Genomic DNA, 16,378 nt, shown 5'->3' on the forward strand with positions numbered 1-16,378 from the left:
CTGTTTTATATGTGATATACTACAATTAACTAAGAAGGAAAATAATATCGCAAACAGAGGGGGATAATCATGAGCTTACTTATCGCACTTATACTTGGAGTTACATGTGGAGCATTTCCTGTTATTTTAGGAGCTATTATGGAAGAGTTAGAAATTGGTGTTTTAGGATTTGTCGCATCTTGTGTAAGCGCTTTATTATTTGGTTTATTCGGCGCTATTCCTGTTTCAATTCTGTGTGCTTTTTATATAATACGCCATGCTCGTACAAAACAATTTGGCCCTAATCACATCGCACAAATTATCCCGTTCCCGGTTGAACGATGCCGCCGGGCTTCTAACTTATAATTATAAAAATTAAAGATGACTAAATAAATAAAAGTCCTCATTTGAGGACTTTTATTTATTTTCTTCTAGAAATTGAAACAATTCTTGTAGATGTAGGGCATCTTCACCATAGCTAATAGATACATAAAATATGCCGTCAATCTCAGCTTGCATATAAAGATCCACTCCATCACGATCATATTTCAATGCTAAATAAAACTCCATTTCTTCTAACATCTTTTTTGAGGTTCGAATTACATAATGCCCCTTCTCATCTCTTCCATATTCAAATTCTGGTTCAAAATCATATTTTTGTTTAAAAGCTTCTTTTTGTCTTTCATTAATTTGCATACAAGTAGCTCGCTGTACAGTATCAATCATCTCATCAAACTTTTGAAGGTCCACCTCGTTTACCCCCTTATATATTTTTTATATAATACTTGTGTTCCACTATTTTCTTCGCCATCCTTAATTAACTCTTCATACAATTCTTTCGCCAAACTTAAGCCTGGGACTGTTAATTGTAATTTTTCTGCTTCCTCTAAAGCAATTTTCATATCTTTCATAAAATGCTTTACATAAAATCCTGGCTCAAAGTCTCCTTTTAACATTCGAGGAGCTAAATTACTTAATGACCAGCTACCTGCTGCCCCTGTTGAAATACTCTCTAACACTTTATCTGGATTCAGTCCAGCCTTCTTCGCGTAAGCAACAGCTTCACATACTCCAATCATATTGGAAGCAATGGCAATTTGATTGCACATTTTTGTATGTTGTCCACTCCCAGCTGGTCCTTGTAATTGAATGTTTGTTCCTAACTTTTCAAGTAAAGGTAAGCATCTATCATATATTTCTTTCTCTCCACCTACCATAATTGCGAGTTTTGCTTCTTTCGCGCCAACATCTCCTCCTGAGACAGGTGCATCTAAAGTATATATATTTTTGCTTTTTGCAACTTCATTAATCCGTTTTGCTAAAGTAGGTGTAGATGTCGTAAAGTCAATTGCTATCGTACCTTCTTTTGCATGTTCTATAATTCCTTCTATACCAAAATACACTTCTTCTACATCATGTGGATATCCAACCATTGTCATTACAATATCAACTTGCTTCACTAACTCTTTTGGCGTATTACACCAATTTGCACCATCTTGCACTAAAGAATCTGTTTTTGCTTTCGTTCTATTATATACATATACTTTATGACCATCTTGCATTAAGTGATAAACCATACTTTTTCCCATTACGCCAATACCAATGAAACCTATTGATAAAGTTTTATGTTCCATTTTCTCATCCCCTTTGTTCTAATAAATCATTTACCATCTTTCGGAACTCTTTATTAAAGTCATCATCCATACTATTTTTCACATTTGAAAATAACATAACAAAAGTTCCTTTTTCTTTATTAAAATTATTGAAAGTGTTCCAACCAGATAATACACCATGATTATGAAAATAATCTGGATATATATAAAAACTAAATGCATATTTCCGTTCTGCTGAAGGTGAAAACATTGCTTGTATACTTTGTTCAGAAAGAAGTTTTCCATTTATAATTGCTTCGTCTAATTTCTTCATATCTCCAACTGTCGTATACATCTCACCACAACCATATAGCCAATCCATGCCTAACTTCTGCGCTGGTACAAGCTCTTTATCTTTTTTCACATAACCCTTTGCAAAATTTTTATCTCCAGGTACCATATTTCCCATACCGGATTCATGCATATCTGCTTTTATAAATATGTTTTCTTTTATGTAATCTCCTAAAGGTTTTTTGGAGATATGTTCTATTATATAAGCAAGAACCATATAATTATAATCTGTATATCTCCAACCTGTTCCTGCAGGAAATTCTAAATTTTGACGTCCAATCCAATTAATTAACTGTAAACGGGAAGCAGCATTCACATTTCCTTTCGCATGTTCAGGTAAACCAGAGGTATGCGTTAATAAATGATATAGCGTAATATTTTTATTCTCCGGAAATGAAGGAATATATTTATTTACATTATCTTGAATATTCAATTTACCTTGTTCTTGCAACTGTAAAATAGATGTGGCAACAACTGTTTTCGTAATAGAACCGATACGATATTTTGTTTGAGGCGTATTTTCTATTTTATTTTGAACATCAGCATACCCATATCCTTTATTCAATATAACATGCTCTTTATCTGTTACCAAAACTGTTCCATTAAATTGCTTTCCGACTAAATATTGATCTAATTTTTGAGATATGCTAGCATAATCAATTTGTTGCTCTTCTTTTTCTTCTATATTCCCTTGTACTTCCGATTCAATAGTAGGATTCACTTTAGTTGTTAATACAGTGTTTTCCTTTATATTGGGGCTAACAAGAAAATAGTATACTCCGCCGCCAACTATAGCAGACAGTGAAGCCATCACCATTACTTTTTTTATCATATTGATCCTCCATAATTCCTTCGCTAAAAATTATCCCCCCTATTCTATTATCAAACAATAAAAAAAAATCGCAACAATTTGTTGCGAAAAATTACATTTTTTCTTTTCTATACACACATACTTGATTCTTTCCATTTTTTTTCGCTTCATATAATGCAATGTCCGCTCGTTGCATTAATTCTTCTCTTGTAGTTCCTTGTTCATATAACGCAACTCCAAAGCTAGCTGTTAACTTCGAAATTCCAGTAAATTGCTTTGTTTCAATAAAGAATCGTAATGACTCCGCAACTTGAAATGCTTCCTTTTCTACTGTATTTGTCACTAATATAATGAATTCTTCTCCTCCCCATCTTGCAAATACATGTTGCTGCTCCACTTTAGATTTCATAAGCTCTGCAAGTTGTATTAATGCTAAATCGCCAAAATCATGACCATATGTGTCATTAACTGTTTTAAAATTATCTATATCAAATAAAATGATTGCTATTTTCTCATCACTACGTATTACCTTTTCCCATTCTACCTCTAGTATTTGTTGAAACTTTAAACGATTATAAATCTCTGTCAATGAATCTATCATAGCAAGTCTTTCTTGTTCTTGATAGATTTCATCTAATTCTGTAATTTCCGTGCACTTTACAATAAATCTTGATAAATCTTCTGGCAATGGTGTCGCACGTAATAGAAAAGTAGATACTGCCCCTTCATAATTTAACATCTTAATTCTTCTACCACTAGATAAAGTATCGTCTAGCCATGTTATATCATGCGTCGTCGAGTAGTATCCATTTTCTCTAATAAAATGTTCAGCAAATACCAAATGTTGCTCACGATAGGCAAACAAATTTTCATATCCGAAAAAAGCTAAAAAATTTGTATTACAATCAACTATTTCATCATCTTCTACTATAAATAATAGATCATTTTGAAAATCAAACATCGTTTGAAGCAATTCCTGCTGCAAACTAACTTGCCTTACTAAAGAAAGTTGATACAAACTCTTATTCACTTCCTCTAACACTGCTTGCGGAGTTACAGGAGCTATTACAATATTACGTATTCCTAATGCAAGTACATCTGTAAATTCTTTTGTTATTTGTTGATCCCAAATGACAATGAATGTACTGTGCGGAGTATACATATTCTTTATATATTTTATTTGAGAATAATCTGTTACATACGTAATGATAATGTGTGGTTTCGTTCTTTGAAATAATAGTTCGCCCTCTTCAAAACTATTTGCTATAAACATACATTTTGGATGGATATTTTCTACCGTTTGTTGATGCTTACATCCATTTTCTATATAAAGGACATTTAACTGCAGATCTTGTAACACATTTTGGAAAACCGTATTCTCTAATAAAAAATGTAGTATGTTCATCACTAGTCTTCACTCACTTCATATATCTTGTTCTACTGAATTCCTCACAAACTTTTTTAAAAGACTGGTCTCCAATAAACTTTAATTTGTGAGAGATACATATTAACAAGCTAATTGAGAATGTTATCTTCGCTTTTCACTCTATAAATTCCTTTTTTAGTGTATGATTGTAGGAATTGTATCGTTTGTATGAATGCCCTAGCTAATTTTTAAAACTTGACAATTAAAATAAAGATATTATATTCTTAAATTCGATAACTTACAAAATGTAAGTAGTGTATATTATTTTTTTGAAAATAATTCGATATACAATTTGGAGGATATACAATGACAAACGACAACTTTTTTGATGTTCTATATGAACGCACATCTACACGTGCATTTAACCCAAATAAAGAAATCTCATCTACAGAATTACATGAGATTTTAAAAGCCGCAGCACAAGCACCTTCCGCTTGGAACTTACAACACTGGAAATTCCTTGTTTTTCAAGGTGAAGATGTACAAAAACGATTACACCCAATAGCTTATAACCAACAACAAATTCTTGATGCTTCTGCAGTAGTCGCTATTTTAGGTGATTTAGAAGCTTATAAAAATGTTGAGCCAGTATATGGTCCAATTGTAGAACAAGGATTTATGAAAGAAGAAGCAAAAGAACGCTTAGCTAAAAATATTGAATCTGCATATGCTCGTGAACAATTCCCAAGAGATGCTGCCTTTTCAAATGCATCTTTAGCAGCAATGCAACTTATGCTTGCAGCTAAAGCAACTGGTTGGGATACTTGTGCTATTGGTGGCTTCAACCCACAAGCACTGACAGACGAATTTAACGTTTCATCTCGTTACGTTCCAATTATGCTTATTACAATTGGTGAATCAACTTTAAAAGGCCACCCTGCACCTCGCATGAGCGTAGAGCAAGTGAGCGAGTGGGCAAAATAATAAAAAACGAAGGCAACTACATTGCCTTCGTTTTTTTATTCCCTGTCATACTTTTGTAATATTACTACAAATCATTCGACATTTATACTTATGGAAAAGTATATTCTATTCCCTTATCATAAATAAACGTGACGTTTCGTGTCGAATTTTGTTAAGGCATTGAAATATACCCGTGTATTTTTGTTACAATTGTGATACAATGATAACAAATAGATAACAAGAGAGGGATTTTCATTGAGTTCATACGGAAGCTTTATCGCACTTTTATGTTACATAGTAACTGTACTGCTTCTATATTTTATTGGTGATGCCGCAAACATCTCCATTTTACAATTTCCAAAAGAAGAAGCATTCCAATTAGAATCAGAAAAACACACTGCACGATCCATTGTACCATTACTCCTAGCTCTTCCCGTATATATCATCGTTTTATATAAAAGTAAAAAAGTGTAAAGGCTACCCATTTCATTTATTTCGGTGGTTTTTACATTTTTTGTTATATCTCCCCTATTTTAAACATCATTCCATACTAAACACCCAGCTAGTCATTTAAAATGAGAAAATCCCCTAGAAAAAATTCCACTCTCTGTCCAGTCACTAACTACCGAACTTACATAGATTATAAGTGTGAAGGGGGTGATGAGGATTATGTTTGGATCATTTGGATGCTGTGATAACTTTAGAGACTGTCATCATCGTGAAAGAGAGTGTGACCATCGCGACCATCGTGAGAAAGAGAGAGAAGTAGTTAGACCACAACAACCAGCTGTATGTAACGTACTTGCTAGCATTTCAGTTGGAACAGAGCTTTCTCTTTTAAGCATTAGAGGTAATGGTACTTTCAACAATGTAATTTTTGAAGGTTTCTGTAACGGTGTTGCTCTTTTCTCTGCTTTAGCTCGTAATGGCAAAGATAACAAAGATAACAATAAAGACGATAAGAACAATCAAAATCGAAATACTTTTACTGGTATTTTACGCGTATGCCCAACTGATATCGTTGCAATCGCTATCTAATTCTGTCTCTTATCCTCAATAGTAAGCAAATAAGATTTACTTTTCTCATAGAAAAAACCTGAGACCGATTTCAAATCGGCTCAGGTTTTTTTATTAATTATATGCTTTTAACTAGTTCAACAACTTCTTCAGCAGTTGACATCTTTAATGCTTTTTCTGCTAATGTTTCCATTTCTGCTTTTGACAACTTGCTTAGCTGTGTTCTTGCAGGAAGAATAGATGTTGCACTCATACTGAACTCATCTAAACCTAATCCTAATAATAATGGGATAGCAAGTGAATCGCCCGCCATCTCACCACACATACCAGCCCATTTGCCTTCTTTATGAGCAGCATCGATAACCATTTTTACAAGACGTAAAATAGATGGGTTGTATGGTTGGTATAAGTAAGATACTTGTTCGTTCATACGGTCTGCAGCCATTGTGTATTGGATTAAATCATTTGTTCCGATAGAGAAGAAGTCAACTTCTTTCGCGAATTGGTCTGCTAATACTGCTGAAGCTGGGATTTCAACCATCATACCAACTTCAATAGAATCAGAAACAGTTGTACCCGCTTCTACAAGTTTCGCTTTCTCTTCTAATAAAATCGCTTTCGCTTGACGGAACTCATCAAGAGTTGCAATCATTGGGAACATAATTTTTAAGTTACCGTATACGCTAGCACGAAGTAATGCACGAAGTTGTGTACGGAACACATCTTGTTCATCAAGACATAAGCGAATTGCACGGTATCCTAAGAATGGATTCATTTCTTTTGGTAAATGTAAGTATGGAAGCTCTTTATCTCCACCGATGTCAAGTGTACGAACAACGACTGGTTGACCTTCTTTTACACCTTCAAGAACTGCTTTATACGCTTCGAACTGCTCTTCTTCTGTTGGAAGATTGTCACGGCCCATGTATAAGAATTCTGTACGGTATAAGCCAACGCCTTCTCCGCCATTATCGATAATACCTTGTACATCATTTGGTGTTCCGATATTTGCAACAAGCTCAACGTGATGTCCGTCACTTGTTACAGTAGCTTGGTCTTTTAATTTTGCCCATTCAGCTTTTTGCTCTTCAAATTTCGCTTTCTTTTCTTCAAACGAACGAAGAGTTTCTTCTGATGGGTTTACAATTACTTCTCCATCTAAACCGTCAATGATAACGATATCGCCGTTTTGGATTTTCTCCATAACAACTTTCGTACCAACAACAGCTGGAATTTCCATAGAACGAGCCATAATTGCAGAGTGAGATGTACGTCCACCGATATCAGTAGTGAAACCTTTTGCATACTTACGGTTTAACTGAGCTGTATCAGATGGTGTTAAATCTTCAGCAATGATGATTACCTCTTCAGAAATTGTACCAGGATTTGAGAAGTTAATTCCTAGTAAATGTGCAAGAACGCGTTTTGTTACGTCACGAATGTCCGCAGCACGTTCTTTCATATATTCGTTATCCATGTTTTCAAACATAGAAATAAACATTGATGCAACTTCATCCATTGCAAATTCAGCATTTACTTTTTCGCTATTTACTTTATCTTTTACTGGGTTTACTAGTTCTGGATCATTTAATACTAATAAATGTGCTTCAAAGATCGCAGCTTTGTCAGCACCTAGCTCAGCAAATGCGTGGTCCTTAATAGCTTCTAATTCAGTTTTTGCTTTTTCAAGCGCAGCGTCTAAGCGTGCAATTTCTGCAGCTTCGTTTGTAATTGATTTCTTTTCGATGTTAAATTCAGGATTTTCAAGTCTGAAAGCCTTTGCAATAGCAATCCCACTTGATGCAGCGATCCCTTGAATGTTAAGAGTCATTATTCTCCTAATCCTTCGTTTTTCATAGTTTCTTCGATAGCTGCTAGTGCTTGAGCTGCATCATCACCATTTGCAGTGATTTTAATTTCTGCGTTTTGTTGAATGCCTAAAGACATAACGCCCATGATTGATTTTAAGTTAACGTTCTTTCCGTTATACTCTAAGTTAATGTCAGAACCGAATTTGCTTGCAGTGTTTACAAGTAGAGTTGCTGGACGAGCATGAATTCCTGAGTCGCTAGTTACTTTAAAGATTTTTTCCATGATAATTTATCTCCTTTAAATTACAGTATTTTTTAGTTGTATAGATGTGAGTACTACATCATCTATTGTATATAATAGGCGATGTTCGGTCAACCACATCGCCTATTATAATTATAAACATTTTGCGTCAAATTCCTACTGAATGTCAATAATAGCGGTTTCGCCCTTCTTAACATTTCCATCTTTTTTCAATTCGACTTGTTGCCCTTGTTGTAAGTTTGTAAAGACAATTGGTGTAATGATAGATGGTGCATTTTCTTTTACAAATGCAAGATCTACTTTTAATAATGGTTGGCCTTGTTTCACCTTGTCGCCTTGTGCTACAAGCGCTTCAAAACCTTCACCATTTAATTTTACAGTATCAATACCGAAGTGGATTAAAATTTCTTTTCCGCCTTCAGATTGAATACCAATCGCATGTTTTGTAGGGAATACATTGACAATCTCACCGTTAACTGGAGAAACTACTGTTCCTTCAGTTGGCTCAATTGCAAATCCGTCTCCCATCATTTTTCCTGAGAATACTTGGTCAGGTACTTCTGTAATTGGTAAGATTTTTCCTTCGATTGGTGATACAATTGTTTCATTTTCATCAACTTTTTGAGGAGTTTCTTCCACTTTTACAGGTTCTTCTTTTTCAACATGAGGTGTACGACCTGACATAATATCATGAATTTGTGATTTTAATGTGTCAGATTTCGGCCCGAAAATTGCTTGAATGTTATTTCCAACTTCAAGTACACCAGCTGCTCCAAGTTCTTTTAAGCGGTCTTTGTTTACATTCTTTTGTTCGTTAACTTGAACACGTAAACGAGTAATACAAGCATCTAAAGAAGCAATGTTTTCTTTACCACCAAGTGCTACTAATACTTCACGAGGAAGTTCGCCTGCTTCTGCTTTTCCTGCGCCGTCATTTGCATTTGCCACTTCACGACCAGGTGTTTTTAGATTCCATTTGCGAATTGCAAAGCGGAATCCGAAGTAGTAAATAACTGCTAGTACAAGACCAACAATAATTACCCACCACCATGCTGTACGGCCTGGTAGTACACCGAATAATAGGAAGTCAATTAAACCACCAGAGAATGTCATACCAATTTTAACACCTAAAATTTGCATTGTCATAAATGATAGACCAGCAAATACAGCGTGAATTCCGAATAATACTGGCGCTACGAATAAGAATGAAAATTCAAGTGGCTCTGTAATACCTGTTAAGAAAGATGTTAATGCTGCAGAACCTAAAATACCTGCTGCTAATTTTTTATTTTCTGGACGTGCTTCATGGTACATTGCTAAAGCTGCTGCTGGAAGACCGAACATCATGAACGGATACTTACCAGTTGTAAATGTACCTGCTGTTAATTCTACACCGTCTTTTAACTGTGCCATAAAGATTTTTTGGTCACCACGGATTAATTCGCCAGCTGCATTCGTATACTGACCGAATTCGAACCAGAACGGTGAATAGAAAATGTGATGTAATCCAAATGGAATTAATGAACGTTCAATTAAACCGAATATAAATGCTGCAATTGTTCTATTTGCATCAATCATTTGATGTGAGAACGTGTTTAAGCCACCTTGAATGTATGGCCAAACGAAGCACATGATAATACCTACTATTAAAGAGAATGTTGCAGTTGCGATCGGTACGAAACGCTTACCTGCAAAGAAACCTAAGTATGATGGTAATTCAATGTTGAAGTATTTATTATAGCAATATGCCGCTACTATACCGACGATAATACCACCAAATACCCCTGTTTGTAGCGTTGGAATACCTAATACGTTTGCATACGCTGGATCTGCAAATCCAATTTTTACTGGGTCTGCTCCAGAACTTGTTACTTTCACTAGCTTATCTACTTCTAAGAACACACTCATCGTTTTGTTCATAATTAAGTAGCCGACGAATGCTGCTAAACCAGCTACTCCGTCTCCACCAGCTAAACCAATTGCTACCCCAACTGCGAATAATAATGCAAGGTTAGCGAAAATAATATCACCAGATTGTTCCATAATTTTTGCAACCATTACGAACCAATCTGCTTTTAAAGCAGGAATAATATTTGTTAACTGTGGATTTTGAAATGCATTACCAAATCCAAGTAAAATACCTGCCGCCGGTAAAATCGCTACTGGAAGCATTAACGCTTTTCCGACTTTTTGAAGAACACCAAAGATCTTCTTAAACATGGAAACCCTTCCTCTCTTATCTATATTGATACCTTCCGACAAACGCCAAAAAGACATGAGGAAAAAAAGATAGAACGATAGCTATACAAAGGGTAGTATATCCCTTTCTCTAGCTTACATTCCTTACTTTTCTCCACTCATGCCTGATCGAATCAGTAACACGTGTCAAAAATAGGTTTACGTATAAGTTCACTATAATTAAGGCAAACGTTTTCGTTACTCACCTTAATGTGTTTGTCGAAATTTGTATAACTTTGCAATAGTTATTATACATAACTATTGTAAGCGATTCAATCATTTTTTTTAACGTTTTCATTTTAGACAAAAATATATGACTTTTTACACATGCTCTGCCTTCACTAAGCGTTGCAAGTGCATTGTTAAATAAATACTTTCAGCTTCATATACAGGTAGTTGCAACTCATTTTGCATGACCTTAACTAGCTTCCAAGCCAAGTTATAGCAAACTGGATACTCCGCCTTTAATAAATCAGCAAAACTTTGCGATTCTTCTACTTTTTCTCCTTTTTTCACCCTCTCAATAGCATATTGAAGATGACGAATAAGGCGTAAATAATGAATGCTCTCTTGGTCTAATGTAATTTGTAAGTTTGTCTCAATTAAAGATACAAGTTGTGCAATGAGACGGGAGTTTTGATTAACTGAAGATAAATCAGAATTTGTAAGCGAACTGTAAATGTGAAGTGCAATAAAACCAATTTCTCCTTCTGGCAATGTAATTTGCAAACGAGAATTTAAAAGTTGTACAACACCTTCCGCAATTTCATATTCCTCTGGATAGAGCATTTTTGTTTCAACTAAAAAAGGGTTATCAATTGTAAGTCCTTGTTTTAACCTTTTAATCGCAAATGAAATATGATCCGTTAACGCAATATGAATATGTTCATTTAGTGGAGATTTCGCTTTTTCTTGAATGTACAGCATAATATCGTTCATCAATTCAATTAATTTTTCACTAATATGCGGCACTAATAATTTGTATTGTTCACGATCACGTTCATTTTTTAAGACAAACATTTTTTCGATTTGTTCTTGCTCCAATACATCTTTCGCTTTTTTCCCAAATCCAATTCCTTTGCCAATCACTACTACTTCCTCGTGTTCCGGATGGCTAGCAATGATGACATTATTATTTAAAACTTTTTTAATTTCTAGATAATTACTCATATAACACCACCCTCGTACTTAAATAGCCTACTTTTATGTTACAGAATATTCTTCTTTGTCGTCAATGTAAAACATCTGCCATTTAATAAAAATTCATTTTTTAGACATGTTTATATATGATGCGTATAATGTAAGAGCAACTGTACATAGAAAGGAGATAACAGCATGATTAAAATGTTTGTAAGTGATATCGATGGTACAATGATGCAACACGGAGGTCTTATTGATGAACAAGATGTTGCGGCACTACGCAGCCTTGCCGAACAAAATGTTATTCTTTGCTTCGCTTCCGGAAGACTTGATAATGAAATTGCAGACTTAATGAAAGCTGTAAATACAAATTTTCATCGCATTAGTGTAAATGGTGTTTTTGTATATACACATGAAAATAAACAACTATTATCTGCAACTTTTGATTCCAGCATACTTCCCGATTTGTTAGCTATGACGAATGAAGATCCTTATTTCCGTTATGTAAGTGATGAGCATAATTATTACATTGAAGAGAAAACACCTTTTATTCAAGAACTTGAACAACAAGTAACTATGACTTCTGTTGAAGAACCAAACTTACTACAGAAGATTGATGATACGATTTTCCCAAATAAAATTTCTGTCGGTGGAACAAAGGAGAGCTTACAACTCCTTCAGAAAAAAATTGATGAAAAATTCCACGGGAAAGTTAGTACTTTCATCTCAGCAGAACAATGTTTAGATGTAATGCCACCGAATGTTAGTAAAGGCTCTGCCATTTCTGTTTTATTAAATGAGTTTCAAATAAAACCTGAGGAAATTGCTTGTATAGGGGATTCTTACAATGATATTCCTATGTTTTCTTTAACTCCTCACAGTTTTGCTATGTCACAAGCAGATGATGCAGTAAAAAATCACGCTCACTATGTAGTAAATCACGTCAAAGATGCTGTTAACCACGTAATTGCTCATAATAAAAATACGACTCATTCCTTATAAGGATGAGTCGTATTTTTATTTCTTTACATGTTAACCATTTTCAATTCCACTGTACTTCACAAACTGAAATATACTATTTGTTACGTGCGATATTCGTAATAAATTTATAACGATCTCCACGATAAATACATTTCACGTACTCTAGCGGTACCTCACCTTCTGAATATGACCATTGACGCATTACAAGTACAGGCGCCTTTTTAGGAATATGCAGATGTTCAGCTTCATTTTCCGTCGCAACGGAAGCTTCAATTGACTGAGTAGCGCTAACAAGTTTAAAGCCCAGTTTTTTCTCTAAATGTTCATATAAAGATTGTTGCAATATCTCTTCGTTAATATCTTTTACAAGAGCTGGCGACAAATATGTCGTCTCAAAAGCAATCGGTTCATCATCAGCTAAGCGAATACGCCTCACTTCATAAACCGATTCCCCCTCCTGTATTCTCAACCGGTCTGCTATTTTAGCAGTAGCTGGAACTAGGCGGAAACTAAGTAATTGACTACTTGGGTTCATCCCACGAGAAATCATGTCTTCTGTGAATCCCGTCATTCCTTGCAATTTTTGTTCCACTTTCGGAAGTTGGACAAATGTTCCAATTCCACGCTTCCGATATAAATAGCCTTGTTCCACTAAATTATTAATCGCCTGTCTGATTGTCATTCGACTCACTTCGAACTTATCACAAAGTTCATTCTCAGATGGGATTTTATCTCCCGGCTTCCATTCGCCGTCCTCAATTAGCTGTTTCACCCACTCTTGAATCTGATAATAGATCGGAAATGGTGAATACTTGTCGATGTTCATCAGCAATCGCCTCACTGCATAAAGATAGAGCTTCTTGATCAGCGATTACGGTTACATTCGGATGACGTTGTAAAACTGTAGCCGGACACTCTTCACTATATTCACCTTGCAATAATTCTTTAACAGCTTCTGCCTTTTTAGAACCCATAGCAACTAGTAGAATTTGTTTCGCTTTCATAATGCTTCCAATTCCCATTGTAATCGCATGAGTTGGCACATCTTCTTCTTTCTCGAAGAAGCGAAGGTTTGCTTGGCGTGTAGATTCTGTTAATTCAACAATGTTTGTTGGAGAATTAAACGGTGTTCCTGGCTCATTAAATCCGATGTGACCGTTTTCACCGATTCCAAGAATCTGTAGGTCAACTGGGTTAGCAGCTAGAATGCCCTCGTAACGTTTGCACTCTTTCTCTAAATCACTTGCCATCCCGTTTGGTACATAAGTTTGTTTAAATGGAAGATGATCAAACAACTGTTCTTGCATGAAATAGTGATAGCTGTTTTTATCTTCATGTGGTAAATTTACGTACTCATCTAAGTTTACAGTGGTTACACGGCTTGTATCAAGTTTATTTTTTCGCATTTCTGCATAAATACCTAATGGAGAGCTTCCTGTAGCCATTCCTAATGTTGGATTTTCTTTTGTTTTTACAACTTCTTCAATTAATTTATAACCTGCTTCTGCTAGTTCTTCTGGAGTTTTTACAACAAGAATATTCATTTAATTACTTCCCTTCCTTCATATGAATTCCTAAACGAACCGTATCATATACATGTAAATCTTCATTCATCACAACAAAGTCTGCATCTTTTCCTACCGCTAATGCACCTTTATTATTTAATCCAAACTCTTCTGCTTGGTTAACTGATGTCATCAGTACTGCATCTTCGATTGAACAACCTGTAAATTCAATTACATTTCGGAAAGCTTGATCCATTTTTAAAATACTACCAGCTAACGTTCCATCTTCTAATCGAGCACTACCATCTTTTACATGTACTGGCTGTCCGCCAAGCTCATATAATCCATCTTCAAGACCTTTTGCACGCATTGCGTCAGTAATAACACTTACTTTTTTTGGTCCTTTTAACTTATATGCTAATTTCACCATATCAGGGTGAATATGAATGCCATCTGTAATTACTTCAACCATTACATCTGGATTTAATAACACATGACCAACAACTCCTGGTTCACGGTGATGTAATCCACGCATTTGATTGTATAAATGTGTCGCATGTGTAATCTTTCTATTTTTTAGTTGCGCATCAATTGCATCTGTATGCCCCATTGTGCCAACTACACCAGTTTCAGCAAGATATTGTTCAAACTCTAATGCTCCCTCTTCTTCTGGTGCATATGTTACTAATTTAATTAAATTCCCACTTGCTTCTTGCCATTGTTTAAATTGCTCAATATTTGCAGGAACGATATGTTCAAGTGGTTGTGCACCTGCACGTTTCTTTGAAACATAAGGTCCTTCTAAGTGAATATATTCAAAATGCGCTCCTTTTTCTTTTGCTTCTTTTGCAGCAGTTAACGCTGCTTCAATTGCCTCTGGAGCTTGTGTCATTGTTGTTGGGAAGTAAGTTGTAACCCCTTCTTTTAACATTTCTTTACCTAGAGTTACTAACCCATCGCTATTTGCATCCATCGCATCAATATCGTATCCACCATGAATATGAACATCGATCATACCTGGAATTACAATCTTCCCTGTAGCATCAAAAACAGTTTCATTTTCTTGTGGTACATATTGAGCCATCAAACCAATTTCTTTAATGGTTTCTGCGTAACGAATAAATCCGTTTTCCACTATTTCTTGACCTGTGTAAATTTTGGCATTGATGACAATTTGCGTTTTCATTTTCATCGATCCTTTCCCATGAATTACCTACTTGTTATTATTACCTTATTCGCCTAGTTCCATCTTAATATACACACGAGTAGTTGTCTATACATTCTAATAAAATTTCCTTTTTATTCAACAGAAAAGGAAATTTCTTACGTCTCTTATAATTATAATATATATTATTCATTTTTCCAAAAAGGGACAGTATCGCCCCCTAATATAGAAATCACTTCAATAATGGCATTAACCCGCTAGACTCTAACATAATATGTTCACCATCTGTTTCCATTTCTACTGTACGTTTATTCGTTCTATATACCATTATACCGTGCCTTTTTAAGCGTTTCACTACACTTTGGTGAGGATGTCCATACGGATTACTACTCCCGTACGACAAAATAGCAAACTGCGGTTCCACTTTTTTTATAAACGTTTCACTTGTTGAAGTATATGAGCCGTGATGCCCCACTTTTAACACATCTGCATGGACATCAAATTGTTTTAATATTTCATGTTCTGTTCGTACATCCGCGTCACCCATTAATAAAAAATCCGCTTTTCCATATCGCACCTTTAAAACAATTGAGGATTCATTATTTTCATCTTTTGATTTCCCGTTGTTTAATACTTGTATAGAAACATGTGGATCCAGCGGTATATATTGTCCTTCCTTTACTGAAACGAAAGGTATCCCTCTTTTTTTAATATTATTCCGATACGTATGATAAGTAAGAGAACTATATGTTTTTCCGCTATCTAATATAAGCGATACCGGTATTTGCTCTACAATTGGAATTAACCCTCCTATATGATCCATATCGGGATGCGTACTGACAATTACATCTAGATGATTAATCCCTTTCTCAATTAATTTCTGAATAATAACCTCTCCTGCTTCATAAGGTCCTCCATCAATTAACATTGTTTGTCCATTTGGCATTATAATAAGTGTTGCGTCACCTTGCCCCACTTTTAAAAAGCTCACTTTCATTTTACTAAGATGTTGCCGATGCATATGTAAAGGAGACGTAGTATGAATGGACATCATATACCTTTTAGCTGATGCGCTATTTAAAGAAAAACATAATAAAACAGAAACTAATAATAAAATAATCCGCATACTTCTCATAACTCGTCTCCTTTTTTCATTTAGTATGGCACTGTAAATAATTGATATACAAAAAAAGCTTA

The 16,378-nt window shown here is 35.0% G+C and carries 17 protein-coding genes; 5 read left to right on the plus strand and 12 right to left on the minus strand.

What is annotated here, in order from left to right; translation table 11 throughout:
* The first annotated feature begins 69 nt into the window (after positions 1-69).
* On the plus strand, positions 70-345 hold the full coding sequence (locus ACXKY9_RS19675) for a hypothetical protein (RefSeq protein ID WP_000054659.1): 276 nt from the start codon (positions 70-72) through the stop codon (positions 343-345).
* Between the two features lie 51 nt (positions 346-396).
* Here the strand turns inward: ACXKY9_RS19675 and ACXKY9_RS19680 are convergent, their stop codons facing one another.
* The 4 genes from ACXKY9_RS19680 to ACXKY9_RS19695 all read right to left on the minus strand — a co-directional run bounded on the left by ACXKY9_RS19680 (position 397) and on the right by ACXKY9_RS19695 (position 4,138).
* Positions 397-729, minus strand: coding sequence for a DUF3909 family protein (locus ACXKY9_RS19680; protein ID WP_000365624.1), 333 nt, complete (start codon positions 727-729; stop codon positions 397-399).
* Between the two features lie 5 nt (positions 730-734).
* Positions 735-1,613, minus strand: a complete 879-nt coding sequence (locus ACXKY9_RS19685; RefSeq protein WP_000400432.1) for an NAD(P)-dependent oxidoreductase — start codon at positions 1,611-1,613, stop codon at positions 735-737.
* A 4-nt stretch (positions 1,614-1,617) separates the two neighbouring features.
* The gene (locus ACXKY9_RS19690) at positions 1,618-2,754 is read right to left on the minus strand and encodes a serine hydrolase (RefSeq protein WP_000592899.1); all 1,137 of its coding nucleotides are present in this window, start codon (positions 2,752-2,754) and stop codon (positions 1,618-1,620) included.
* Between the two features lie 91 nt (positions 2,755-2,845).
* The gene (locus ACXKY9_RS19695) at positions 2,846-4,138 is read right to left on the minus strand and encodes a GGDEF domain-containing protein (protein WP_001023189.1); all 1,293 of its coding nucleotides are present in this window, start codon (positions 4,136-4,138) and stop codon (positions 2,846-2,848) included.
* Positions 4,139-4,465: 327 nt separating this feature from the next.
* Between ACXKY9_RS19695 and ACXKY9_RS19700 the strand changes: the two genes are divergently transcribed.
* The 3 genes from ACXKY9_RS19700 to ACXKY9_RS19710 all read left to right on the plus strand — a co-directional run bounded on the left by ACXKY9_RS19700 (position 4,466) and on the right by ACXKY9_RS19710 (position 6,100).
* Positions 4,466-5,083: a nitroreductase family protein gene (locus ACXKY9_RS19700; RefSeq protein ID WP_000180372.1), complete on the plus strand. Its 618-nt coding sequence runs from the start codon at positions 4,466-4,468 to the stop codon at positions 5,081-5,083.
* Between the two features lie 234 nt (positions 5,084-5,317).
* A complete protein-coding gene (locus tag ACXKY9_RS19705; RefSeq protein ID WP_000100485.1) occupies positions 5,318-5,536 on the plus strand; it encodes a hypothetical protein in 219 nt (72 codons plus the stop codon).
* A 195-nt stretch (positions 5,537-5,731) separates the two neighbouring features.
* Positions 5,732-6,100, plus strand: a complete 369-nt coding sequence (locus ACXKY9_RS19710) for a DUF3915 domain-containing protein (RefSeq protein WP_000468035.1) — start codon at positions 5,732-5,734, stop codon at positions 6,098-6,100.
* A gap of 97 nt (positions 6,101-6,197) precedes the next feature.
* Here ACXKY9_RS19710 and ptsP read toward each other — a convergent pair whose 3' ends face one another.
* The 4 genes from ptsP to glcT all read right to left on the minus strand — a co-directional run bounded on the left by ptsP (position 6,198) and on the right by glcT (position 11,560).
* Positions 6,198-7,910 (minus strand): phosphoenolpyruvate--protein phosphotransferase, encoded by a 1,713-nt coding sequence (gene ptsP / locus ACXKY9_RS19715; RefSeq protein WP_000174206.1) that lies wholly within the window; start codon positions 7,908-7,910, stop codon positions 6,198-6,200.
* Positions 7,910-8,173, minus strand: a complete 264-nt coding sequence (gene ptsH / locus ACXKY9_RS19720) for a phosphocarrier protein HPr (RefSeq protein WP_000411080.1) — start codon at positions 8,171-8,173, stop codon at positions 7,910-7,912. Before ptsH ends, ptsP begins: the two co-directional genes overlap by 1 nt.
* A gap of 135 nt (positions 8,174-8,308) precedes the next feature.
* A complete protein-coding gene (ptsG, locus tag ACXKY9_RS19725; RefSeq protein ID WP_000473172.1) occupies positions 8,309-10,372 on the minus strand; it encodes a PTS glucose transporter subunit IIABC in 2,064 nt (687 codons plus the stop codon).
* Positions 10,373-10,711: 339 nt separating this feature from the next.
* A complete protein-coding gene (glcT, locus tag ACXKY9_RS19730; protein ID WP_000073855.1) occupies positions 10,712-11,560 on the minus strand; it encodes a glucose PTS transporter transcription antiterminator GlcT in 849 nt (282 codons plus the stop codon).
* A gap of 165 nt (positions 11,561-11,725) precedes the next feature.
* On the opposite strand from glcT, the gene ACXKY9_RS19735 reads away from it, so the two are divergent.
* Positions 11,726-12,532: a Cof-type HAD-IIB family hydrolase gene (locus tag ACXKY9_RS19735; protein WP_000594244.1), complete on the plus strand. Its 807-nt coding sequence runs from the start codon at positions 11,726-11,728 to the stop codon at positions 12,530-12,532.
* 73 nt (positions 12,533-12,605) lie between these two features.
* Here the strand turns inward: ACXKY9_RS19735 and phnF are convergent, their stop codons facing one another.
* The 4 genes from phnF to ACXKY9_RS19755 form a co-directional block, all read right to left on the minus strand.
* Positions 12,606-13,337, minus strand: coding sequence for a phosphonate metabolism transcriptional regulator PhnF (phnF, locus tag ACXKY9_RS19740; RefSeq protein WP_021727649.1), 732 nt, complete (start codon positions 13,335-13,337; stop codon positions 12,606-12,608).
* Entirely contained in the window at positions 13,267-14,055 is a 789-nt protein-coding gene (gene nagB / locus ACXKY9_RS19745) for a glucosamine-6-phosphate deaminase (protein WP_001024212.1), read from the minus strand. The genes phnF and nagB overlap by 71 nt, the downstream gene beginning before the upstream one ends.
* Before the next feature lie 4 nt (positions 14,056-14,059).
* Positions 14,060-15,202: an N-acetylglucosamine-6-phosphate deacetylase gene (gene nagA / locus ACXKY9_RS19750; protein ID WP_001987227.1), complete on the minus strand. Its 1,143-nt coding sequence runs from the start codon at positions 15,200-15,202 to the stop codon at positions 14,060-14,062.
* A 211-nt stretch (positions 15,203-15,413) separates the two neighbouring features.
* Positions 15,414-16,316: a ComEC/Rec2 family competence protein gene (locus ACXKY9_RS19755; protein ID WP_001257288.1), complete on the minus strand. Its 903-nt coding sequence runs from the start codon at positions 16,314-16,316 to the stop codon at positions 15,414-15,416.
* Positions 16,317-16,378 lie beyond the last annotated feature (62 nt).

Source organism: Bacillus sp. 2175 (genome assembly GCF_057812155.1).

Bases quoted from the DNA above. Each gene is read 5' to 3' on its own strand.
- ACXKY9_RS19685 (WP_000400432.1), bottom strand. From the start codon at position 1,613: ATGGAACATAAAACTTTATCAATAGGTTTCATTGGTATTGGCGTAATG.
- ptsP (WP_000174206.1), bottom strand. From the start codon at position 7,910: ATGACTCTTAACATTCAAGGGATCGCTGCATCAAGTGGGATTGCTATT.
- ptsH (WP_000411080.1), bottom strand. From the start codon at position 8,173: ATGGAAAAAATCTTTAAAGTAACTAGCGACTCAGGAATTCATGCTCGT.
- ACXKY9_RS19695 (WP_001023189.1), bottom strand. From the start codon at position 4,138: ATGAACATACTACATTTTTTATTAGAGAATACGGTTTTCCAAAATGTG.
- ACXKY9_RS19755 (WP_001257288.1), bottom strand. From the start codon at position 16,316: ATGAGAAGTATGCGGATTATTTTATTATTAGTTTCTGTTTTATTATGT.
- ptsG (WP_000473172.1), bottom strand. From the start codon at position 10,372: ATGTTTAAGAAGATCTTTGGTGTTCTTCAAAAAGTCGGAAAAGCGTTA.
- ACXKY9_RS19675 (WP_000054659.1), top strand. From the start codon at position 70: ATGAGCTTACTTATCGCACTTATACTTGGAGTTACATGTGGAGCATTT.
- nagB (WP_001024212.1), bottom strand. From the start codon at position 14,055: ATGAATATTCTTGTTGTAAAAACTCCAGAAGAACTAGCAGAAGCAGGT.
- ACXKY9_RS19700 (WP_000180372.1), top strand. From the start codon at position 4,466: ATGACAAACGACAACTTTTTTGATGTTCTATATGAACGCACATCTACA.
- glcT (WP_000073855.1), bottom strand. From the start codon at position 11,560: ATGAGTAATTATCTAGAAATTAAAAAAGTTTTAAATAATAATGTCATC.
- ACXKY9_RS19690 (WP_000592899.1), bottom strand. From the start codon at position 2,754: ATGATAAAAAAAGTAATGGTGATGGCTTCACTGTCTGCTATAGTTGGC.
- ACXKY9_RS19710 (WP_000468035.1), top strand. From the start codon at position 5,732: ATGTTTGGATCATTTGGATGCTGTGATAACTTTAGAGACTGTCATCAT.
- ACXKY9_RS19735 (WP_000594244.1), top strand. From the start codon at position 11,726: ATGATTAAAATGTTTGTAAGTGATATCGATGGTACAATGATGCAACAC.
- nagA (WP_001987227.1), bottom strand. From the start codon at position 15,202: ATGAAAACGCAAATTGTCATCAATGCCAAAATTTACACAGGTCAAGAA.
- phnF (WP_021727649.1), bottom strand. From the start codon at position 13,337: ATGAACATCGACAAGTATTCACCATTTCCGATCTATTATCAGATTCAA.